Here is a 24457-nt window from a genome sequence, read left to right on the forward strand (position 1 = left end):
TAAAGTCTGAAAGTCCAGTCATTTCTTATATTATTTAACTCTTACTTTTTTACTCTTGCTCCATTTTCCGTAAATTTTCTTTCCATCCTGTTTTATGTAAGCTCTGACCTTAAAATAATATTTTTTATTTGAGCTAAGTTTTTTAAAGTTATAAATATTCTTTTTTATCTGCTTTGTGTTATAGCCATAATATTTTTTATTTGTACTATATTTGATAACATAGCCTGTAACATTAGTCTGCTTTTTAATAATTATTTTTACGCTTCTCTTCTTTTTGCTCTTTGCACTAATTATTTTAGTTTTACTATTCTGAATCTGCTGTATAGAAATGTTATCAATATTATTTACATCAGAAACATTGTTAGTTATGTATGTGTTATTTATATTACTGTTATTTATATTACTGTTATTTGTTTCATTATTACCGGCATTTCCATTATTAGTTGTGCTGTTGTTCCCACTATTTCCATTATTAGTTGTGCTGTTGTTCCCACTATTTCCATTATTAGTTGTCGTTTCTGCATAACTTGGGTCAGGAATTACTGCCGTTGTTGAAAATGATAAATTCGTTATTTTTGCACTAAAACTTCCATTCTGAGCCATTGGATCCCCATCACTTCTTCCAAATCCAAATTTCAAATCAAGCTTTCCTGCATAATCACTTGGTATGCTCACTTTTTTCTCATAGTTATATGGCTGGTTTTTTACCAATGTAATGTATTCTCCACTAATTGACTCTTCATCGTCTCCTGCAATTTTTACAAATACTTTTTTGCTTTCAGTTGAAACTAATGTACATTTTAATACGTAATCATTTCCGGCATAGTATTTTAATCCTTCTATATTCGCCTGAGCACTCCACTGACTATCACCTTGTATTATTCCTGCATCTGTTACATTTATAGTAACCCCATCTGTTACCTTTGCTCCATTACCAATTACATTTCCATAAGTTCCACACCATGTTTGTCCAAAGAATGAAGTCCATGCACCTGTATATTCACCTATTGCATCCTGGTTAACTGTAATCGTTGGACCTGTATATTTTGTTGATTCCTCCTCAGGCTTCTGATAAACCCTTACCCAGTCAACTTCCATTGTTGCAGGAAAACCATTTTGATTAATATTATATCCTGGGAGTTGTCCACCTACAGCAAGATTTAATATAATAAATTGAGCTTTTCTAAATTCCTCCATTTCAGACTGTGTTGAAATGGTATATCTTTCATATACATATCCATCAACATAAAATGCGGCACTATTCTCATCCCACTCCATTCCATAAGTATGCCATTGGGTTCTGTCACCCACATCATATTTTTTTCCTTTTGTATCAGCCTGCGTATTTTTATATGACCAATGTAGATTTGCAAATACTGTATTATTATCATTTATTGCTTCCATGATATCCATTTCACCACATTTAGGCCATCCTACAGTGTCGTAATTAGCACCTAATGTCCAAAAAGCCGGCCAAATTCCTGAAAATCTTGGAAGTTTCATTCTAGCTTCAATTTTTCCATATTTAAATTCCTGTTTTCCTTTAGAATTAATTCTTCCTGAAGTATAACTTTTACCACCATAGTTTTCTTTTCTGGCAGTAATCTTTAATGTGCCATCACTAACCTGAATATTGTTTGTACGGTCAACATAATACTGAAGTTCATTATTTCCTCCACCATTACCGTTAACTTCTACATTCCAATTATTTCTATTAAGCTCTGTACCATCAAATTCATCACTCCACACCAACTGGTATTCTCCGTCGGCCTTTACATCTTTTGTACTTTCGTTTCCAACAATATACATTCCACTGAACGCAATTGTTGCAGCGCACAATGACGCCATACATTTTCTAAACCACTTTCTCATATTTCTTTTCTCCTAAATCATTTTCTCTTTTTATGATATATGTATATTTAAACAAATGAAAACGTTTTTTACAATATTTTTTGTTAATTTTCACCTATTTTCTTACAAATTTGTTTACTTATATAAATAAAGACCTAATATTTACAATTTTACTTTTGCAAACAATAGGTCATAATTTATTTACTAAAAACTTTTTTACAGTAATTTTTTTAATTCTTCAACACTAAAATTATAATTTGTGTTACAGAAATGACAATTCACTTCAATGTCCTTACCCTCATTAATCATATCTTTAATTTCAGCCTTGTTAATTCCCATTAATGCCTTTGTAACTCTCTCTTTACTGCAGTTGCAATAAAACTGTGTTGGCACCTTATCCGTTATTTCTACGCCTAAATCTCCTAATACAAATTCTAAGATATCTTCCGGTGTCATCCCTTTTTCAAGCATATCTGTTACTGAAGTTATCTTTGCTATTTTTTCTTCCAATGCAGATATTACTTCTTCTTCAGCAAATGGCATAAGCTGTACTATAAATCCTCCTGCCTGCTTTACTGTGTTATTTTTTTCCATCAGAACACCTAACGCTACTGCTGAAGGAACCTGTTCTGATGTAGCAAAATAATATGTTAAATCTTCTGCGACTTCACTTGTTCCAAGTGGCACCTGACTTGAGTATGGTTCTTTCAATCCCATGTCCTTAATTACAGTCAATGTTCCATATCCAATTGCAGCTCCGACATCTAATTTTCCTGCATAATTCGCAGGGATGATTACATTAGGATTGCCTACATATCCTTTTACATTTCCATGAGAATCTGCTGTTACCGTAACTCCATTTATCGGTCCATCACCTTTCATCATAAGTGTAAGGATGTCATTATCACCTTTCATCATAACACCCATCATCGCTCCTCCTGTAAGAAGTCTTCCAAGAGCTGCTGTTGCAACGGGACTCGTATTATGATGCTGTCTTGCTGTTTCTACTATATTTCTTGATGTAATTGCAAATGCTCTAATCTGATTATCAGCCGCCATTGCTCTTACAATATAATCTTCGCTCATTTAATTTCTCCTTTATTTTTATTTCTATATTTCATTTCCTCGATTGTTTTTCTATTTTTACTTATTTGCTCTGGCAATCACATAAACCCTTTCCTGATTATCATTTGCCAGATTTTTAGTAAATGCCTCATACGCCGTTATATATTCAAGTCCTGCTTCCTCTAAAGCCTGACGTATTTCTTCTAAATAATAAGCTTTTTCATAATGATTTTCCGTAAATTTGTCATATCTGCCATCTTCACCCTGAACAAATATTGACAAATTATATTCATTTATGCGCTCTTCTTCATAAAATGTATTTTCCCAAATAAAGCTACAGTCTTCTCTGTCTTCCGCTATTACTGACTCTCCAATCTGTTCAAACTTTCCAACCGTATTTAAGTCAAATATGAAAATTCCTCCCGGGTCTAAATAATTTCTTACGAGTTTAAATGTTTCTACAACATCTTCATATTCAGTAAGATAATTTAGCGAATCGCAAATGCTTACAACTGCAGCAACTGTTCCATATAATTCAAATCCCCTCATATCCTGAAGCAAATATAATATAGATGTATCATCGCCTCTTTTTTCCATCGCTATATTAAGCATTTCCTGAGAGTTGTCCACTCCAATCATATCATAGCCATTATTTGCAAGAATCTCTGTAATATTTCCTGTGCCACAACCAAGATCCAATACGATTCCATCTTTTATTCCATATTCATTTAACAAATCTATTAAATATTTGCCCCATTCTTCATATGGAATATTATCCATTAATTCATCATAAACTGCGGCAAATCCGGTATAAGCATCCATATTTTTCTCCTAAAACTATAACATTCTTTTGGCTAAAACCATAATAGTTTACCTTAAAGCTAATATAAAAATATACAATGTCACCACACGCATAGCAGGTGGTTTATAGTTCTAAAACAATCACACGCTGCGTGATTGTCTTACTCAGACTAAAGTCCATAATAAACTAAAGCGGCCAAGCTAACAGCCGGACCGCCCTATAATTATCTTCCACAACAGAATTTGTATTTCTTTCCACTTCCACATGGGCATGGATCGTTACGTCCAATCTTCTTTTCCTTAACGATTGTTCCTGACTTTTTCTGTTCTCTATATAATTCCTTCTGTCTTTCTGGTGTAAGAATGTCATTCCATTCTTCTAAGCCGTATAACCAATCTGCCTTAGCTTCAACCATGTTCTTGTATAACAATTCAGGATCATATTCAAGACTTACTTCTGTATCTTCTTCAAATGTATCAATTGGGTTAGATACCTTTAAGCTATCATTAATTCCATCTAAAAATCCTACCATTGTAAGTACTTCCATATTGTACTTATCAGCAAGTTCTTTAATAGTTCCTTTTACTACAACATCTTTGTTTCCAAGAATATCTTTGTAAACTTCTTTTTCCTGAACAAAATATGCATCCCAAAATGCGTCAAACTGCTGCTGAGTCTGATTCTGATTGTAAGCAATTTCTCTCCAAGTTTCTAATAAGTATTTTTTCTCTGCCATTACGCAAATTCCTCCATAACTTAACTTTCATTATAATTTAATATCTGTAATTACATTTTTAATTGATTTGCGTAAACAAACTACGCATACTTTAGATATTATACGAATAAATGTTAATAATTGCAATAAAACTTTTTATTAGATTTTTCTTATTAAATAATATTTTTGTTACTTTTATGCTTTTATTTTCTAATTTATTATTCTATAATACAAAAAGTATTTGTATATAAAGAAATAATATTACTTCTTAAAGGAGCATTCTTATGGATAAAATTAAAAAAATTTTGGTTTTTGCTACAATTGGAATTCTTACTGTTTTAATTATTGCCTGTCTTGTTTTTGCGATAATGGGAAACAATTCAGCATTTATGGCCTGTGCATGGAGCATCGTTGTTCTTCCATGTTTGATATACGCTATTTTACTGATAGCTAAGGTTTTAGGTAGGAAATAGTTACATTTAGATGGAGACTGGCAATTCTATTATTATGCGTAAGAATTTAGACTTGTTTTTTCGGATATTTTTATTCTCCAACTTGGGCATCATAGATAGGCAATGTGCCATCTGTACTCATAGACCTTCGGTCTATTTCGTCAGTGGCTTCGCCACATACAAAAAGAGAGAGAGATACTCTCTTGTGAGTAAACTCACATCGTGTATCTCTCTCTCTTTTTGTGCGATGGCTCATTGCCTATCTGTATATGATTTCATGTCTTCCCGGACCATTTGATACCATTGTGATTGGTACTTCTAATTCTTTTTCTATAAATTCAATGTATTTACGGCAGTTTTCCGGAAGTTTGTCATATTCTGTAATTCCTCTGATTTCTTCTTTCCATCCAGGAAGTACTTTATAAACAGGTTTTGCTTTTGCAAGCTTTGCTGTTACAGGGAAGTCTCTTGTTACTTCTCCATCTATTTCGTATCCTACACATACCGGAATTTCATCTAAATATCCAAGTACATCTAATACTGTAAGTGCAACTTCTGTAGCACCCTGCATTCTACATCCGTATCTTGAAGCAACTGCATCAAACCATCCCATTCTTCTTGGACGACCTGTTGTAGCTCCAAATTCGCCACCGTCACCACCACGGCGTCTAAGTTCATCTGCTTCATCTCCAAATATTTCACTTACGAATTCACCTGCTCCTACTGCACTTGAATATGCCTTAACAACAGTAATAATATCTTTAATTTCATATGGTGGAATACCTGCTCCAATTGCACCGTATGCTGCAAGTGTTGAAGAAGATGTAACCATTGGGTAAATACCAAAATCAGGATCTTTTAATGAACCTAACTGTCCTTCTAAAAGAACTGTTTTACCTTCTTTTAATGCATTGCTGATAAATAATGATGTATCAGCAACATATGGTTCAACGATATCTCTGTACTCATGTAATGTCTTTAATAATTCTTCAGGGTCAATTAATGGCTTGTGATACATATGTTCAAGCATAACATTTTTCATTTCTGCTACTCTGTATACTTTTTCCTTTAAAATGTCATCATCAAACAATTCTGAAACCTGGAAACCAATCTTTGCATATTTATCTGAATAAAATGGAGCAATACCTGACTTTGTTGAGCCAAATGACTTTCCTCCAAGTCTTTCTTCTTCGTAAGCATCAAAATCAATATGATATGGCATAAGAATCTGTGCTCTGTCTGAAACAAGGATGTGTGGTTTTGGAACACCCTTTGAAACTATTTCATCTATTTCTTTCTGAAGGTATGGAATATTGAGTGCAACACCATTACCGATAATACATGTTGTATGCTGGTAAAATACACCTGATGGAAGTAAATGTAATGCAAATTTACCATAGTCATTTATAATTGTATGACCTGCATTGCTTCCTCCCTGAAATCTAACGATTATATCAGACTTTTCACCAAGCATGTCTGTAATTTTACCTTTACCTTCATCGCCCCAGTTGGCACCTACTATTGCTCTTACCATTTAGTATCCTCCTAAACTTTGTACCTGGTAAATAACTGTTTACCTGTATTAGTCAAACTCCTAAAATATGGTTTACATAACTAAAGCCCATGGTTTGACCACATACATTATACTATCTAACTGCAAAAAATGCTAGTAAATGTTTATAAACCTTATAAATTTCTTAATCTGCATCCGGTTCTTACATATTATCGGTAAGTATATGCTATAATACTTTTAAATGTCAGATAAGATTTTACAAATATCTAGCACATAACAGTTCATATATTAAAAAGAAATACAAAATATAAACATATATAAGGAGGATTTTTATGAATTACCGTATTGAGGGAGATACACTCCCAGTTGTAATTATGAACTTGGAAGCCGGTGAAAGCATTATTACCGAAGGTGGTGGAATGTCATGGATGTCACCAAACATGTTAATGGAAACAACTACTAATGGTGGAATTGGAAAAGTACTTGGAAGAGCATTTTCAGGAGATACCTTATTTCAAAATATTTACACAGCCCAAGGTGGTCCCGGTGAAATTGCTGTTGCTTCATGCTTTCCGGGTTCTATTAAAGCATTTGAAATAACTCCAGGCAATGCAATGATCTTACAAAAATCTGCATTCTTAGCTTCATCACGTGGAGTTGAACTTTCTATGCATTTTAGAAAAAAATTAGGTTCAGGTTTATTTGGTGGTGAAGGCTTCATCATGCAAAAGGTTGCAGGCAACGGAATTGTATTTGCAGAATTTGATGGTCATGTTGTTGAATATAATCTTGAAGCAGGTCAACAAATTGTTGTAGACACAGGACATCTTGCAGCTATGTCTGAAAGCTGTCAGATGGATATTAAGACTGTTCCGGGCGTAAAGAACATCTTATTTGGTGGCGAAGGAATTTTCAATACATATATTACAGGTCCTGGAAGAGTATGGCTTCAGACAATGCCTATTTCAAATATGGCATCTACACTTGCCCAGTACATCCCAACATCTTCAAAATAATTTTTGTTTAAATTAAAAATATAAACATAAAAGCACCTACCTTTTACAACTATAGTGTATTATGCAAATTCAAATCTAAAATTTGAAATTGTTTCACGTTTGTTGAAGGATAGGTGCTTTTTATTTATAATTCATTATCTCTAGATTGAATTTTACAAAATAATTTTAACTTTCATGATTTTATATGACTATGATTTCTCATTATTCAACTTCATGTCATCATATTAATTCTGTAAATCCATGTCATCATCCATTGAATCATTGAAAAATTCATTTCCTCTGATACGTTTTTTATCTCTCTGTTCATCTACATTATCAGAAAGCAAATCTCTTACCTTTACAGCCTCCTTTATAGGTCCAACAATAAAATTAGTTGCTGATTTATCAGCTGAATCACAGAACAATTTGCCAACTCCAAACATTCTTTCCCAAAGACTTGCCTTATATGTAATGTCTGTAATTCTGTAAAGCATGATTTCATCTTCTTTAATGTTTAAAAATCCGCTTTTAATAATAAGTCTCGTATCTGTAAGTGTATATTTTGTAAATGAAATTGGAAGTCCAAATATTGTTCTTTTCTTATCTGACCACAATTCCTTTTCTGCGCTTCTTCGTCCGTTTTCTTCTATTACTCTGCTCATAATAAAACCCTCATTTCTATCTTTGTTATTAATTACTCATTTTATTTTAATAAAATTTCTGTAATATGTAAACTAATTATCTCCTGATAGTCTTTCTCATTTTTTTAATCAACTGGCAAAATCTTTATTCCATATCTTCTAATTTCAGTTTCATCATTCCTGACATTATACATCCGCCTGCTGCCCCACAATCTGTAATTAACTTTATTTGTTCATCTGACAGCTTAATTCCCCCAATTGCATAGACCGGAATGTTTACCGCTTGACACACTTCTTTTAAAAATTCTAATCCTCTTGGTGGAACACCTTTTTTGCAATCTGTTGCAAATATATGTCCTGCACTTATGTATGTCGCACCTAGATTTTGTGCTTCAATTGCTTCCTCTACCGAATGAACCGAAGTCCCTATTATTTTAAATCCTGATAAGCATTTCTGATTTTCTCTAAGTTTAAAAAGAGGCAGATGGATTGCATCACACTCTAACTTTTTTGCCACATTAGGATAAAAATGTAATATGCACTTAACATTATTTTTTTTGCAAATATCAAGTATCTCATTTGCAAGAGTCATATACTCATCCTCCGGCAAATCTTTTTCTCTCAAAATTATAGCTTTTGGATGAAATTTGCATACTATTTCTACCTGCCTGGCTAATGACTTTTCGCTTAAATGTCTGTTTGTAACGCATATAACTTTATCATTTATATATCCGTTTTCTTTGATTTTATTTTCATATGTGTCACTCATAAACTTCACCTACCACAAAAATAAACTCTCTTAACTTCCACTTGTTATACATAACAAATTTTGTGTGTTATGCATAATAAGCATTTATAAGTTTTCTTACTTTTCTAAAATAGCTCATAAACTCCATCTGCTATACATAAATATAGTCACTCATTACAGGTTGCATTCCGACCTTTAATAAATCGTTATAGATTTCATCAACCGAACGTCCGTCAGAGATTTCAAACTGATCATCACCTTTATCTTCAATATCCTTTGCATGACTTCCAATTCCTGTACTAACGCCGGCTGAAATCTTAGTAGCAGCTATCTGGACAAGATTATCTCTGACTCTTGCACATTCTCTTGTTGATACTGTTATGCTGGCAAATGGCATAAATAATCTGTATGCGCATACAACCTGCAAAAGCTGAGTCTCGTGAACATCCATAGGATTAATTCTATCGTTATTAATAATCGGTCGCAATCTTGGACACGAAAACGCAATCTCTGCATGTGGATATTTTCTCTGTAAAAGATATGCATGATATCCTGTAGCAAATGCATCTTTTCTAAAGTCATCAAGTCCTAAAAGTGCACCGAATCCAACACCTCTCATGCCACCTTTTAATGCTCTCTCCTGTGCATTCACTCTATATGGGAAAATTCTCTTATGCCCCGCTAAATGCAAAGTTTCATATTTGTCTGAATTATAAGTTTCCTGAAATACCGTAACATAATCAGCTCCACATTCATGCAAATATGCATATTCGTCTGAGTTTACAGGATAAATTTCAAGTCCGATTACCTTAAAATATTTTCTTGCTATTTTGCAGGCATTTCCAATATATTCAACTGTTGATTTTGCACGGCTCTCCCCTGTTAAAATCAAAATTTCCTGAAGTCCTGTATCAGCGATTGCCTTCATTTCCCTATCTATTTCTTCATCATTAAGGCAAGCTCGTTTTATTTTATTGTGGCAGTTAAATCCGCAGTAAATACAGTAATTTTCACAATAATTTGCAATATAAATTGGTGTAAACATATAAGTGCTGTTTCCAAAATGTTTTCTTGTTTCTATCTGTGCTGCCTTGGCTATCTCTTCAATAAATGGAAGCGCTGCCGGTGATAGTAACGCCTTAAAATCCTCAACACATCTTTCTGTATTGTTAAGTGCTCTCTTTACATCATATTCTGTATATTTGTCATAGTCATAATTGTTCATTTCACTAACTACTTTATTCATTATCTCTGAACCTATGTTTTCCATTCCCGGCAAATATTCCATATGATTAATTCTATTTTTCTTCTGGTCTTCTAAAATCTGTTCGCTTAAAATACTCTCATTTACATGATTGTTATTCTGTTCATTTTTCATTTTTTAAAGCCTCCTGTTAATCATGCAAGAATCCTGTTAATGGTGATGATGCACTTGCACCTTTTTCTATAGTTTGTCCAAGTCCGGCTAAATATGCACTTCTTCCGGCCTCAATTGCTTTCTTAAATGCTTCAGCCATAACTTCCACGTCTCCTGAAGTAGCAATTGCCGTATTTGCCATTACAGCAGTAGCTCCCATTTCCATTGCCTCACACGCCTGTGAAGGTCGTCCAATTCCTGCATCTACAATAATTGGCAAATCAATTTCATCTATAAGTATCTGGATAAACTCTTTTGTTGCAAGTCCTTTATTTGAACCAATTGGAGCTCCTAACGGCATTATGCAGGCTGCCCCTGCTTCTTTTAACGCCCTTGCTGCATTCAAATCAGGATACATATATGGCATAACAACAAATCCTTCTTTTGCTAAAATTTCTGTTGCTTTAATCGTCTCATAGTTATCCGGAAGCAAGTATTTAGAATCATGAACTACTTCTAATTTAACAAAATTGCCACATCCCATTTCTCTTGCCAGACGTGCAATTCTTACTGCTTCATTTGCATTCCTTGCTCCTGATGTGTTAGGTAATAAAGTAACATTGTCCGGAATGTAATCCAGTATATTTGCCATTCCACCTTCATTTGCACGGCGAAGTGCTATTGTAACAATCTGTGTCTGTGCTTTTTCAATACATGCTTTAACTAAATCAAGAGAAAATTTTCCTGATCCCAAAATAAAACGAGATTCAAACTCATGTCCTCCAATTGAATATGTATCCTTATTCATAATGTTCCTCCTTTAACACTGCTTCTAAATCAAAATCTTAACTCTACAATATTCTTAAAATAAATGTTGCAATTACCTATCGCTATAATTTTTCCTGCTTAAATGTCACAGTTTCATATCGCTATAATTTTTCCTGCTTAATTAAGCATCTTAGCCTGACATATTATATTTTCAAATCAGCCTCCACCCATAAAAGTTAGGATTTCAAGGCAGTCTTCGTCTTTTAAGTATGTTTTTTCATACATATTTTTTGGCAAAATTTTTTCATTTAATTCAACAACTATATGCGTCTGAACATATCCGTTTTTTTCTAAATACTCGCTTACTGTAGTTGATTTATTCAAAACAAAATCTTTTCCATTTATCTTCATTATTTTCCTCCTTCCATATCACTAGCCAAATAAAAAAAGAGTCCACAAAGAAACTACACCCGTGGTGGTGTACCCCTTCATGAACTCCTGTTCAATCTCAACTGTACAATATTTAAATTTAAATTATTTTAATTTAATGATGTCAAAATTGTATGAATGCTTTGTATATTATCTCCTACAAGCCACACTTTTTTCTAACATCATTTACTGTTCTTAAGTCTTGACTTTATTTAATCTATTTTAGACTCGCCTTAAAGTATAAAATACATAAATTTAATTGTCAACATGCTTTATTGGCTTAAAATTGTTGCTTATACTAAATCTATTTTTTCAAAAGCAATTTTTTTGACAAATTACATAATTGATATAATTTTAACTTTCTATTTTTGCTCAATAACAGGATTTTTATACAATTCTTTCTATATTTATGCAGTTTTTGGAATTGCGTACTTTTTCCTACTATGGTATACTAGTGAAGATTTTAAGTAGAATATAAATATTTATTATGTTAAGGAGTTTACTATGTACAAAATTTTAAGAAGAAAACAGCTTAACGATACAGTTGTACTTTTAGAAATAGAAGCACCTTTTATCGCAAAAAAAGCAAAAGCTGGACAGTTTATTATTCTTCGTATTGATGAATATGGTGAAAGAATGCCTCTTACAATCGCAGATACAGATCCCAAAAAGGGTTCTGTAACAATCATTTTCCAGATTGTAGGTCAGACAACAATGATTCTTTCTAAGTTAAATGAAGGAGACGCTTTATTAGATTTTGTTGGGCCATTAGGTGCAGCAACAGAATTAGACGGAGTAAAGAAAGCCTGCGTTATCGGTGGTGGTGTTGGATGTGCCATCGCTTACCCATCAGCTAAAGCTTTATTTAATAATGGTGCTAAGGTTGATGTTATCGCCGGATTTAGAAATAAAGATATCGTTATTCTTGAAGATGAATTCAAGGATGTTTGCGACAATTTATATATAACAACTGATGATGGTTCTTATGGCGAACAGGGATTTGTAACAAACAAATTACAAAGCCTTATCGATGCCGGAAATGACTATGATTTAGTTATCGCCATCGGACCTGTTCCTATGATGAAATTCGTTGCAAAAGTAACAGAACCATACAATATTAAAACTTTAGTTTCATTAAACCCTATTATGATTGATGGAACAGGTATGTGTGGTGGATGTCGTGTTACTGTAGATGGAAAAATTAAATTTGCATGTGTAGACGGTCCTGACTTTGACGGACATAAAGTTGATTTTGATGAATTAATGAAACGTAATTCTACATATAAAGAAAAAGAAGCTCACGACAAAGAACATTGTCGTATGTATAAAATGGCTGGAGGTGACAAATAATGGCAAATATGTCTTTAACAAAAGTTCCTATGCCTGAGCAGGAACCAAATGTAAGAAATAAGAATTTTGAAGAAGTTGCCATGGGATACACTCCTGAAATGGCTATTGAAGAAGCAACAAGATGTTTAAATTGTAAGCACAAACCATGTGTAAACGGTTGTCCTGTAAATGTTAGAATTCCTGAATTCGTTGAACAGGTAGCTGCCGGAGAATTTGAAAAAGCTTATGAAATCATTACAAGCACAAACGGGCTTCCTGCTGTATGTGGTCGTGTATGTCCACAGGAATCACAGTGCGAAGGAAATTGTGTTCGTGGTATAAAGGGTGAACCTGTAGCAATCGGACGTTTGGAAAGATTCTGTGCTGATTACCATATGGCAAACAGCCTTGCTGCACCGGAAAAACCTGTTAGCAACGGAAGAAAAGTTGCTGTTATCGGTGCCGGTCCTTCAGGACTTACATGTGCCGGAGATTTAGCTAAGAAAGGTTACCAGGTTACTATATTTGAAGCATTCCACAAAGCCGGTGGTGTTTTAGTTTACGGTATCCCTGAATTCAGACTTCCAAAGGCTATCGTTCAGAAGGAAGTTGATAACCTTGCTGCTCTTGGTGTTGACATTGAGACAAATATGGTTGTAGGTAAGGTTCTTTCAATCGATGAAATTTTTGATATGGGCTATGAAGCATGTTTCGTAGGTTCAGGTGCCGGACTTCCATCATTTATGGGAATCGAAGGCGAAGCTTTAATCGGTGTTTATTCAGCAAATGAATACTTAACACGTGCTAACCTTATGAAAGCTTACTTACCTGAATATGATACACCTATTATTAAGAGCAAAAATGTTGCTGTTGTAGGTGGTGGTAATGTTGCTATGGATGCTGCAAGAACTGCAAAGCGTCTTGGTGCTGAAAATGTATACGTAGTTTACCGTCGTGGTATGGAAGAAATGCCTGCACGTAAGGAAGAAGTTCATCATGCAATTGAAGAAGGAATCATCTTCAAGAACTTAAATAATCCTGTAAAACTTATCGGCGACGAAAATGGTCGTGTTTCTAAAATGGAATGCGTTAAAATGGAACTTGGTGAGCCTGATGCTTCAGGAAGAAGACGTCCTATCGAAGTTGAAGGAAGTAATTTTGAACTTGATGTTGATACAGTTATCATGTCAATCGGTACTTCACCAAACCCATTAATCAGAACAACTACTGAAGGTTTGGAAGCAAATAAGCGTGGATGTTTAGTTGTAAACGAAGAAACTCTTCAGACAACACGTGAAGGAATCTACGCAGGTGGAGATGCTGTTACAGGTGCTGCTACTGTTATCCTTGCTATGGGTGCAGGAAAACAGGCTGCTGAAAGCATTGATGCTTACTTACAGAATAAATAATTAATTAATATATAATAAAATGCCAGGGTGTGTTTAAATGCGTAGCGTATGACAATCCGTAGGCATCAAAGTCAAGGATTTTTGACCCCGACTATATAAAAAAGACCTGCTCAATTTAATATACATTTATAATCTTAAATGTATATTAAATTGAACAGGTCTTTTTATAACTTATGCCATCAGTTATTTTTCATTATTATCATCTGTTGTTTTTGCCACAATGTATCGTGGTCTCATTTTTACTTCCTCATAAATCTTTGAAATATAGAAACCAATTACACCTAAACTCATCATCAAAATACTACCTATAATAAGTAAAAGTAAAATAACTGTTGTAAATCCTTCTAATGATTTTCCACTAAAATATTTCACTAATGAAAAAATTCCGAAAATAATAGAGAACACAAATAAAAACATCCCACAACCGGTAACTATCTGCATAGGTGCAACTGTAAATGACGTAATATTGTTAATTGCATATTTAAAAAGAGATTTAAATGACCATTTTGATACTCCGGCTTCTCTTTCCTGGACATCGAATTCCACATATGTAGTTTTAAATCCAACCCATGATGACAATGCTCTGAAAAATACCTGTCTTTCAGGTAAAGCAATAAACGCATCTACAACCTGTCTATCTAACAGTTTAAAATCTGATGCCCTTGACATATCAATCTTTGTTGCATCACTTATAATTTTATAAAATGTCTTTGCAAATAATTTATGAATTGCACTTTCTTTTCCTCTTGTCGCCTTTACTCCTTCAACAACCTGAAATCCCTGCTTCCAAAGTTTATACATTTCCACTAAAGTTTCAGGCGGATGCTGCAAATCGCAATCCATAACTGCGCAACAATCACCATGAGCGAATTCAAGCCCCGCAAATACTGCTCCTTCTTTTCCAAAATTTCTTGAGAAGCAAATTCCTTTAACTTTTGGATTAGCCTTACTTGCTATTTCAATTTCTTCCCATGTATTATCTTTTGAGCCATCATTTACAAATACTATTTCATAATCTATATTATTTTCCTCTAAAATAGTTGATACAACATTTGCTGTTTTATGAAGCATCGCTCCCTCATTGTATGCCGGAATTACCACCGATAAAATACTCATTTTTTTAGTTTCTCCTTGTAGTCCAATTATTTTTAATACTGCATTAGTAAATACTTATCATCTTAATTGCTTTATTATTTATTTTAAATCTTCATATAGTCAGAAAACTTTCGTTTTTAACTTATTCTTCACTATAGAAAATGGCACATTTGACAGCTTTATGCCACCCTTTTACCATTCTTTCTACCTTTTTTTTATCCATATCAGGCTCAAATGTTTTTTCAATTCCCATATTGGCTTTTATTTCTTCCTTGCTTGCCCAATACCCTGTTGCAAGTCCTGCAAGATATGCTGCACCTAAACCTGTAGTTTCAATTACATTTGGGCGTGCTACATTTGTCTGCAATATATTTGACTGGAATTGCATAAGAAGGTTATTTGCGCAAGCTCCTCCGTCTACTTTTAACGAATTAATTGAAGTATCTGAATCACTTTCCATTGCCTTTACCAAATCATATGTCTGATATGCCAATGACTCAAGTGTTGCCCTTACAAAATGTTCTCTGCTTGTTCCTCTTGTAAGTCCTACAACCATTCCACGGGCATTCTGCTTCCAATATGGAGCGCCCAAACCTGTAAAAGCAGGTACAACATAAACTCCATTTGTATCTTCAACTTTAGAAGCCATATCCTCACTCTCCGGTGCACTTTCCACAAGTTTCATTTCATCACGAAGCCACTGAATCGCTGCTCCCGCTACAAAAACACTACCTTCAAGTGCATACTCAACTTTTGCATCGGTTGATGCTGCTATTGTTGTAATAAGCCCATTTTGCGATTCAACAGGTGTGTTTCCTGTATTCATCAATAAAAAGCATCCTGTTCCATATGTATTTTTAACATCGCCTTTTTCAAAACATCCCTGTCCAAACAATGCTGCCTGCTGGTCTCCTGCCACTCCTGTAATCGGAATATTATTTCCCAATATATCTTTGCTTGCATAACCAAATATTCCACTTGAAGGTTTAACCTCAGGAAGCATTTGCTTTGGTATGTTTAACAATTCAAGCAATTCATTATCCCATTTCAATTCCTTAATGTTAAATAACATTGTTCTTGAAGCATTTGTATAATCTGTTACATGAACACTTCCACCACTTAATTTCCATATAAGCCATGTATCAATAGTTCCAAATACAAGTTCTCCCGCTTCCGCTCTCTTTCTCACTCCGGAAACATTGTCTAAAATCCATTTAATCTTTGTCCCTGAGAAATAAGCATCGGGAATCAATCCTGTCTTTTTCTTTATCAAATCACTCTTTCCCTGTTTTTCCAAATCATCAATAATATCAGCAGTTCTTCTACACTGCCATACAATCGCATTATACACCGGTTTTCCTGTATTCCTGTCCCACACAATTGTAGTTTCTCGCTGATTAGTGATTCCTATTGCTTCTATATTATTGCCACTAACTCCAGCCATATTCATTACTTTTCTTATTGAAAGTAACTGTGTCAGCCAAATTTCTTCCGGATCATGTTCAACCCAGCCGGGTTTTGGGAATATTTGTGTAAATTCCTGATTTGCCTGAGCTATTATTTCACCTTTTTTATTAAACAAAATGCATCTTGAACTTGTAGTTCCCTGATCAAGTGCCATAATGTATTTTTCCATATGTAACTTCGCGTAATTCCAAATAATCATCACACAGAAATATTTAAATTACGCTCCTCCTTCATTATTTTCACGTTCTAAAACTCATATATAATTGTACCATATTTTATTAAGATGAAATATTAATATTTTCTTTTTATATTGTAAATTTATTCTTTATAAATGCAAGAATTCATGCTTGCATTGCAAATGATTTTTCGTCTTTCATTTACTACGTTTCCTCCATTTTTCAATTCACAATTGTTAAATGTTTTATTATAACAGAGTCAAAATGTCTAAATCCACATGAACATAAGCTGGCAAAAATTCTTAGGCACGTCCCGATACGCTCATTAAAGGCGATTGCTTTTTACCCCGATGTCATATTTCCCTAACATAATAGCTAAATATTTTATCATATTTTTAAAAATAAGTGTTGACAAATTAGGATTCATTAGATATTATAATATCAGTAATCGTTACTATTATTGTTATGGAGGAAAGCAAATGGTCAAATACAGTAAGCAACGTGAGTTAATCAGAGAAAACTTATTAAGCCGATATGATCATCCTACAGCAGACGATGTTTATGCAAGTGTTAAGCTAATACTTCCTAACATCAGTCTTGGAACTGTATATCGTAATCTTTCATTTCTGGTTGAACAAGGTGAAGTCCTTTCATTAAAATTAGGCGATGGTAAGGAACATTTTGATGGGCACACAGAACCCCACTACCACTTCATCTGCACAGAATGCGGTAAAGTTGAAGATATATTTATGAAAGAGTTACAGATTAACAAGATAGCTCAAGATCATTTTGACGGAATAATAAAAGGTCACCAAACTTACTACTACGGCATTTGTCCTAAGTGCAATAAGAAAGATTAGTAAGTCACTAAAAAATAATTATATATAATGGAGGAATTAAAAATGGCAAAATTTGTATGTTCAGTATGTGGTTATGTACATGAAGGAGATTCAGCACCTGAAAAGTGTCCAGTATGTGGTGTAGGTGCAGATAAGTTTAACAAAGTTGAAGAAGGCGAAAAAGAATGGGCTGCAGAACACGTTGTAGGTGTAGCTCAGGGAGTAAGCGAAGATATTCTTGCTGACTTAAGAGCAAACTTTGAAGGTGAATGCTCAGAAGTTGGAATGTACCTTGCAATGGCAAGAGTTGCTCATAGAGAAGGATATCCTGAAATCGGTTTATACTGGGAAAAAGCTGCTTATGAAGAAGCTGAACACGCTGCTAAATTTGCAGAATTACTCGGTGAAGTTGTAACAGACAGCACAAAGAAAAACCTTGAAATGAGAGTTGAAGCTGAACACGGTGCAACAGCTGGAAAATTTGACCTCGCAAAGAGAGCAAAAGCTGCAAACCTCGATGCAATCCATGACACAGTACATGAAATGGCAAGAGACGAAGCAAGACACGGCAAAGCATTCGAAGGCTTATTAAAAAGATACTTTGGCTAATTACGAGCAACGTTAAAATAAATAGCTTACACCTGGGAGTTTACTCACAAAGGTGTAAGCTATTTTATTTTAATGTTGTGACAATCTCCAGCGAGAAGTAGTGAAGCGGATTCGAGCTGGAGGTTGCTCGTAATTTATACGACAGCCGTCCATGAAATAGCCCGCAGGGCTATGAATGGTGCTCGGCTTTTTTTAATATTGCGACATAAACTGCTCGTAATTTACCATTGAATTATTTATATAAATTTGATACTATAGATATAGAAAAAGGTACTACCGATAGACGGTTAGTCACAAATATTTTAGTTAAAAAAGTAACCAAACCATTTGCAGACGGCGGTTACTTTTTTAAGTTATTTATATATTCTATAAGTATGGTAACTATAATCGAAATAATCATCAACACTATGTATAAAATCTCAAAATCACTCATTAAGTAAATCCAGATTTCTTCCTATGAAGATTTCCATGTAATCAGAGGATTTAGTCCCTCTTCTGAAGGACTAACCGCCTACCGTTTCTAGGTAGTACCCAAAGATATCATATCAAATCCGCTAAATTGTTGCAACAAATTGTTTGTGCATCAGCTTAATCTCATTATTTATTTACAAAATTCACTAATATAAAAATATGAAAAATTACTACCGATAGATATTTCGCCCTCAATAATTTTATTTAGAATAAAATGTGCATAAATAATGATGTATCTATTACTTCAACTTAATAAAAACTCCTACTCCTCTATCTCCTCGAACTTTAATCCATATTCTATGGCATAGGCCTCTACAAGAGAACCTTTAACTCCAATAATTGTACATTCAAGAGGTATTGGCTCTTCATCCCTAGAATAATTAGGATTTTTAATCCATGCATCTTTCAGTATATCTACTTCTCCCGCATAAACAGTTACACTTTCTAAGAAAGTACATCCGGCAAAAGCTCTCATTCCTATTTTTTCTAAAGTTTCCGGTAAAACAATATTTTTCAAACTTGAGCAATTTTCAAATGAAAGAAATCCAATTGCTCTTGTTTTCTTTCCTAAAGTAACGCTTTCTAAATTTTTACAATTCATAAACGTTTTAGAAAGAATAGCTGTAACTTTATCAGGAATAACAATATTTGTAATTCCACTTCCATTAAATGCGCTACTATCAATTTCTTCTAAATCATCAGGTAACTGTATACTAGTTAAAGAACTGCAACCCATAAATGTCTCTTCACCTATAGTCTCTACACCCGATGGCACATTAACACTCTCTAACTCATAACAATTTTTAAATGCTCTATCACCTATTCCTGTAACACTTTCCGGTAAAACAACTGTCTTTAAATAATCACATCCTTCAAAAGCTGAACTTCTGACAATCTGAATTCCATATGAAACTACGACTTTCTCTACATCCATATTGTCCATAAATGCGTCAGAATCAATCAACCACACTTTCACACCATTAAGTTCATTAGGAACAGTTATTTCTTTATCACTTCCATGATAACCCTCTATTGCATATCTTCCATCTAAATCCATCACTACCCATTTACCTATAGTAATATTATTGTTCGTTTCTTCTTCATTATCTGTGCCGTTATCAATTGGCTTTTTCGTTGTAATTTCTTCTTTTACCGGTTCTTTAGTAGTAGTTTCTTTAGTAATAGATTCTTTAGTAGTAGTCTCATTTACAATTGTATCTTTATTATCATTCTTAATAACATCTTTATTTGTCACCTTTTCATTAACTATAATCTTGCATTTTAATACTTTCTTCCCAAATTTAGCATAAATTACAGTTCTACCTTTCTTTACTGCCTTAACCTTTCCTTTTTTAGTAACTACGGCTACCTTTTTATTCTTACTGCTCCACTTAATCTTAGACTTTGTTCCCTTAACCTTTAAAAATATGCTGTCACCTTCATACATAGCTACACTTTTCTTAGTAAGCTTTACCTTAGTGGCTGCGTCAACAGTTACAAATACTGCACATAAGCTAATAATCATTGCAGTTAAAACAACTAAAATTTTTTTCTTGTTCATATACCCTCCATTAATTAATACATTTTTAGTTCCGATTAATTTTAACATAACAATATCGTCTTTGCAATATTTAGTATATGTGACATTTCTTATTTATATTGCAACTTTTATTTTCCTGATAACTTGACTAAATTTAATTTATTTTTCTTGTATCATTATCTAAAAGCATTTATAATTTTATTGGGGTAAGAAATAGGTTCAATAGAACCATAATAAAAGTATTGGAGGTAGTACATATGTACAAATTTTTGCGTGCAACATTATGGACTGTTGTCTTAATGTTGTTTGGCTCTACAGTGGCTTTCTGTGCCACTACAGACTTTGGCAATGTAGGTGAACCATCTTATAAACTTGTTCACACTCTAGATTCGTCAGAGGTATTCGTGGCAACATATGATGTAACCGATTACGGTGCCGTTGCCGACGGACAGACAGATAACACAAATGTTTTTCAAAAACTTCTAAACAAAGTTGGAGATTTAGGAGGCGGTATTGTATATGTTCCAAGCGGGCGTTATGCAATAAAAGGCGCTCTTTCCATTCCTAAAGGAGTTACACTTCGTGGTGACTGGCAAAAGCCTAGTCGAAATAACAGTGCTCCAATTGGGACATTACTTATGGCCTATACAGGACGAAATGGAAATGAACGCACAACACCATTTGTTGAAATGGCTCCTGAAACAGGAATTATGGATTTAACAATATGGTATCCTGAACAGGACCCGAATAACATTACTCCATATTCACCAACTATTCGTTATGGATTCAACAATTATTTTGGAAACGAATATTGTAACACTAAAAATGTCACTTTATTAAATTCATATATTGGCATTTTATTTAACTACGACAACGGTGGTGCTTCACCTGTAGTTAACGGACTTTATGGAACAACATTATGTAAAGGTATAGAAATTGATAAAATAGCTGATGTTGGAAGAATTGAAAATGTAAACTTATCACCTGACTACTGGAAGAATTCAGGTGTTGCAAATGCCCCAACCACAACTTCTTTCAACGATTACATGTACAACAATTCAATCGGTATCGTAATGAGACGTAACGATTGGTCATACACATGTAACATTAATATTAATGGTTATAATATCGGATACGATACAGAAAAAACTTTATCAACTGATGACAAAGCTACACCAAACGGCCATCACTATAACTTTGATTTATCCGAATGTAAAACAGGTATTCAGATTAATGCGACTAACTCTGTAGGTATTTTATTTGACGAGATAAATATTCATAATTGTGAAAACGGAATCGTGCTTGGCGAAAACACATCAGATGCAGCACAGTTTACAAAAACAAAAATTGACGTATCTAAATACGCTATACGAATTCCTAATACTTCAAGCACAAAACTTACATTTAATTCATCAAAAGTATCAAGAGGTCGTGTTGCAATTAACAGTGGAACATTTGTTGCAAATAATACAACATTTAGCAACAGTACTCCGCAGATTTATTATGGTACTTCAGGTCGTGGTAACATAACAGAATGTGCATTTACTAAAGGTCAAAAAATCACAAATAAATCTGTTTATGAATCTTCTTTAAGCGATAGTACGGCAGTAACCGGTGAAGTTTCAGATTTCACTAAAGTAGAATATGACCCACATACACCTGCAAGAACAGTTTTATATAATGCTACTGTTTCACCATATAATGCCAGTACAGGTTCAAATGATAACACTTCTGCTATTCAGGAAGCATTAAATCAGGCTTCTAATGATGGTGGTGGAATCGTATTTTTACCTAGTGGCAAATACAAAGTTCGTGGTCATTTGACAATTCCATCAAACGTTGAGCTTCGTGGCGCAGTTGATTTATGGAGCGTTCCTCATGGTTCAGGCACAATACTTGAAGCATATGAGAATAGAAACAATCCGGATGGTGATTCTTTTATTCAGCTAAAGGCTGACAGTGGTATCCGTGGCATTGTAGTCGACTATCCTGAACAGGTATTTTCAGGAAGCGCAGACTGGCTTCCGGCAAAGTACCCTTACACAATTCAGGGACAGGGAGCTAATGTTTATGTAATTGATTCAGGCGTTCGAGCTGCTTATAAAGCATTAGACTTATTTACATATAAATGCGACAACCACTATGTTGATTTTTTAGGTGGTCACGCCTTTGATACGGGTGTGCGTGTAGGTGGAAATTCAGTTAACGGAAAGCTTTATAACCTTATGTTTAACGTAATTGTTTATGCCTGCGGAAATGAAAGTAAATTTGGAAGCTTTAGTAATATGCCAAATGGCGTTTCTAACGCGCCTTTGTATTCATATGGACTTGAGCATTTAGATTTTCTTATTTTAGGAGATTGCGATAACGAAACATTATACAATGATTTCCACTATGGTTCATACCGTGGAACTTCATTACAAAATGATGGTAACGGTGGTCCTTCCGGTAGAAGTATGGGATTAGGTGTTGATGGTTCAACAAGAGCTGTCTATTGGACTTCAGGTTTAACTAAGAGTTTTGACTTTGACAATTCCCAGATTGTTTCCATTGGAGATAACAATCCAAAGACAGCTTATTTCTATTCAGAGGAAAATAGCAATTTTAAATCAACATTTAATAATTGCGATTTTTGGGGACAGCCACAACGTGGACTCATTTTAGATTCAGGTAATTTAACATTATACGGTGCTCATTTTAACAATCCGGGACAGCAGACATTAGCAAGTGTATCAAATGCAAATTTAAATATTCTTGCCAGTGCTTCTAACCAAAATGGTAGTGCATTTGTTGATTCAGGAAGTGAAAAGAATATTTCCATATCAGGTTCTATTCTTAATAATAGAAATAATAATGCCGACTCATTTAAATCATTTGATAGCAATATGGGACTTGGTTCAACAGTATCTTCATCAGGTGCTCTTGCTCAGGTTTCAGGACGTGATTCATGGAAAGCTACTGCTTGTAACAATAACAACAATGCTAAAAATGCTTTAGATGGAAATGCAGCAACAAGATGGGATACAAGCGGTTCTCAGACTCCAGGTCAATGGTTTATGGTTGACTTTGGAAAAACATTAACATACAACACCATTATTTGCGATGTTGGCTCAAGTACTTCAAGCGATGCTCCTGCAGCTTATGAAATATATGTATCTTCTAATGGAACAGACTGGGGAAATGCAATCGCAAGTGGTACAACTACTAACGGAATTATTAAAGTAAATGTTCAAAATTCAAGATATGTCAGAGTTGTTCAGACCGGTTCAAAATCTAACTACTGGTCAATTCATGAATTTTATGCATTAAATGCTGCCGCAAATAATTACCTTATTTCAGATGAAGATGAGAGTAAAACACCAGAAGAAACTACTACAGAAGAGACTACTAAGCCTCAGGAAACTACTACTGTGAAACCAACTACTAAGCCTGAAGAAACTACTACTGTAGAACCAAAAGGTGAATTCATTAGTAATGATGTAAAAGTCATAGGCTATCAGATTAGTGCTGTACTTAGAGGTTCAAGAGTACTTTATTCATCTGAAGCTACTATAAAGGGACAAAAAGTTGTTTCATCCGGATTAATTTATGGTTTTGCTAATGGTCCGATAACCAAAAATGATGTTGTATTTAATTCAGATAACAAATATATTGCTTCATACGAAGCTACTGCTAAGGGTGTAATTTCAAATTATAATGGTGATTCAGCAACTGCAACCTACTATGTCCGCACAATGACACATAACGGCTATGGTGCTGCAAGATATAATGCTAAATATTATGTACGTGCATACTCAGTTCTTGAAAACGGAGCTATTGCTTACAGCGAGGTGTATGACTTCTCATTATATAGCATTGCTGATACATTATATCAGAATAACTTAATGCCTACTTATGACGGACATCAATATTTATTCTACAATATATTAACTGTTGTACACCCTGATTATAAAGAAATTCCTTATAAATGGGAGAATACAGTTAACAAATAATTATTGGACTGACACTAAATTTATTTAAAGTGTCACTATAATATACAACAAAAAAGAGACTTCATTTACCAAGTATATAACGGTAAATCCAGTCTCTTTTTCATATTACAGTTTCATATTACAGTTTTATATTTCATTAATATGATAAAAATAGATTATACTCCAGGCTTTTATAAGTTATCTCATATTAATTT

Annotated in this window: 20 protein-coding genes; 7 read left to right on the forward strand and 13 right to left on the reverse strand. The window is 34.0% G+C overall.

All coding sequences use genetic code 11. The features are described from left to right. Positions 1-30: 30 nt before the first annotated feature. From ABMA45_RS05875 to ABMA45_RS05890, 4 genes are all read right to left on the reverse strand, one after another. Positions 31-1872 carry a family 16 glycosylhydrolase gene (locus ABMA45_RS05875; RefSeq protein ID WP_022088957.1) on the reverse strand — a complete coding sequence of 614 codons (1842 nt, stop codon included), beginning with the start codon at positions 1870-1872 and terminating at the stop codon, positions 31-33. A gap of 195 nt (positions 1873-2067) precedes the next feature. After that, a complete protein-coding gene (gene hslO, locus ABMA45_RS05880; protein ID WP_022088958.1) occupies positions 2068-2937 on the reverse strand; it encodes an Hsp33 family molecular chaperone HslO in 870 nt (289 codons plus the stop codon). A 57-nt stretch (positions 2938-2994) separates the two neighbouring features. Further along, positions 2995-3738, reverse strand: coding sequence for a class I SAM-dependent DNA methyltransferase (locus ABMA45_RS05885; RefSeq protein ID WP_022088959.1), 744 nt, complete (start codon positions 3736-3738; stop codon positions 2995-2997). 203 nt (positions 3739-3941) lie between these two features. After that, the gene (locus ABMA45_RS05890; protein WP_022088960.1) at positions 3942-4454 is read right to left on the reverse strand and encodes an SEC-C metal-binding domain-containing protein; all 513 of its coding nucleotides are present in this window, start codon (positions 4452-4454) and stop codon (positions 3942-3944) included. A gap of 263 nt (positions 4455-4717) precedes the next feature. Between ABMA45_RS05890 and ABMA45_RS05895 the strand changes: the two genes are divergently transcribed. After that, positions 4718-4906: a hypothetical protein gene (locus ABMA45_RS05895; protein ID WP_022088961.1), complete on the forward strand. Its 189-nt coding sequence runs from the start codon at positions 4718-4720 to the stop codon at positions 4904-4906. A 238-nt stretch (positions 4907-5144) separates the two neighbouring features. Here the strand turns inward: ABMA45_RS05895 and ABMA45_RS05900 are convergent, their stop codons facing one another. Next, the gene (locus ABMA45_RS05900; RefSeq protein WP_022088962.1) at positions 5145-6419 is read right to left on the reverse strand and encodes an adenylosuccinate synthase; all 1275 of its coding nucleotides are present in this window, start codon (positions 6417-6419) and stop codon (positions 5145-5147) included. Positions 6420-6730: 311 nt separating this feature from the next. Here ABMA45_RS05900 and ABMA45_RS05905 point away from each other — a divergent pair, with 311 nt between their 5' ends. Further along, positions 6731-7414: a TIGR00266 family protein gene (locus tag ABMA45_RS05905; protein ID WP_022088963.1), complete on the forward strand. Its 684-nt coding sequence runs from the start codon at positions 6731-6733 to the stop codon at positions 7412-7414. A gap of 224 nt (positions 7415-7638) precedes the next feature. Here ABMA45_RS05905 and ABMA45_RS05910 read toward each other — a convergent pair whose 3' ends face one another. The 5 genes from ABMA45_RS05910 to thiS form a co-directional block, all read right to left on the reverse strand. After that, positions 7639-8055 carry a PH domain-containing protein gene (locus tag ABMA45_RS05910; RefSeq protein WP_022088964.1) on the reverse strand — a complete coding sequence of 139 codons (417 nt, stop codon included), beginning with the start codon at positions 8053-8055 and terminating at the stop codon, positions 7639-7641. A gap of 124 nt (positions 8056-8179) precedes the next feature. Continuing rightward, entirely contained in the window at positions 8180-8803 is a 624-nt protein-coding gene (locus ABMA45_RS05915; protein ID WP_022088965.1) for a thiamine phosphate synthase, read from the reverse strand. A gap of 130 nt (positions 8804-8933) precedes the next feature. Beyond that, complete coding sequence (thiH, locus tag ABMA45_RS05920) at positions 8934-10070, reverse strand: 2-iminoacetate synthase ThiH (protein ID WP_347496338.1); 1137 nt, start codon at positions 10068-10070, stop codon at positions 8934-8936. 106 nt (positions 10071-10176) lie between these two features. Further along, complete coding sequence (locus ABMA45_RS05925) at positions 10177-10947, reverse strand: thiazole synthase (protein ID WP_022088967.1); 771 nt, start codon at positions 10945-10947, stop codon at positions 10177-10179. Between the two features lie 176 nt (positions 10948-11123). Next, positions 11124-11318 carry a sulfur carrier protein ThiS gene (gene thiS, locus ABMA45_RS05930; protein WP_022088968.1) on the reverse strand — a complete coding sequence of 65 codons (195 nt, stop codon included), beginning with the start codon at positions 11316-11318 and terminating at the stop codon, positions 11124-11126. Positions 11319-11840: 522 nt separating this feature from the next. On the opposite strand from thiS, the gene ABMA45_RS05935 reads away from it, so the two are divergent. After that, entirely contained in the window at positions 11841-12686 is an 846-nt protein-coding gene (locus ABMA45_RS05935; RefSeq protein ID WP_022088969.1) for a sulfide/dihydroorotate dehydrogenase-like FAD/NAD-binding protein, read from the forward strand. Continuing rightward, the gene (gene gltA, locus ABMA45_RS05940) at positions 12686-14074 is read left to right on the forward strand and encodes an NADPH-dependent glutamate synthase (RefSeq protein WP_022088970.1); all 1389 of its coding nucleotides are present in this window, start codon (positions 12686-12688) and stop codon (positions 14072-14074) included. Before ABMA45_RS05935 ends, gltA begins: the two co-directional genes overlap by 1 nt. Positions 14075-14257: 183 nt before the next feature. Here gltA and ABMA45_RS05945 read toward each other — a convergent pair whose 3' ends face one another. Beyond that, a complete protein-coding gene (locus tag ABMA45_RS05945) occupies positions 14258-15190 on the reverse strand; it encodes a glycosyltransferase family 2 protein (RefSeq protein WP_022088971.1) in 933 nt (310 codons plus the stop codon). Positions 15191-15311: 121 nt separating this feature from the next. Further along, the gene (gene glpK / locus ABMA45_RS05950; RefSeq protein WP_147586663.1) at positions 15312-16805 is read right to left on the reverse strand and encodes a glycerol kinase GlpK; all 1494 of its coding nucleotides are present in this window, start codon (positions 16803-16805) and stop codon (positions 15312-15314) included. A 486-nt stretch (positions 16806-17291) separates the two neighbouring features. Between glpK and ABMA45_RS05955 the strand changes: the two genes are divergently transcribed. Next, a complete protein-coding gene (locus tag ABMA45_RS05955) occupies positions 17292-17672 on the forward strand; it encodes a Fur family transcriptional regulator (RefSeq protein WP_022088973.1) in 381 nt (126 codons plus the stop codon). 42 nt (positions 17673-17714) lie between these two features. After that, complete coding sequence (locus ABMA45_RS05960) at positions 17715-18260, forward strand: NADH peroxidase (RefSeq protein WP_022088974.1); 546 nt, start codon at positions 17715-17717, stop codon at positions 18258-18260. A gap of 733 nt (positions 18261-18993) precedes the next feature. Here the strand turns inward: ABMA45_RS05960 and ABMA45_RS05965 are convergent. Beyond that, positions 18994-20292 (reverse strand): leucine-rich repeat domain-containing protein, encoded by a 1299-nt coding sequence (locus ABMA45_RS05965; protein WP_022088975.1) that lies wholly within the window; start codon positions 20290-20292, stop codon positions 18994-18996. A gap of 236 nt (positions 20293-20528) precedes the next feature. Between ABMA45_RS05965 and ABMA45_RS05970 the strand changes: the two genes are divergently transcribed. Beyond that, the gene (locus ABMA45_RS05970) at positions 20529-24263 is read left to right on the forward strand and encodes a discoidin domain-containing protein (protein ID WP_022088976.1); all 3735 of its coding nucleotides are present in this window, start codon (positions 20529-20531) and stop codon (positions 24261-24263) included. Positions 24264-24457 lie beyond the last annotated feature (194 nt).

Origin of the sequence: Eubacterium sp. CAG:156, from assembly GCF_000434315.1 — a bacterium.
Classification (GTDB): Bacteria; Bacillota; Clostridia; order Lachnospirales; family Lachnospiraceae; genus Eubacterium_U; species Eubacterium_U album.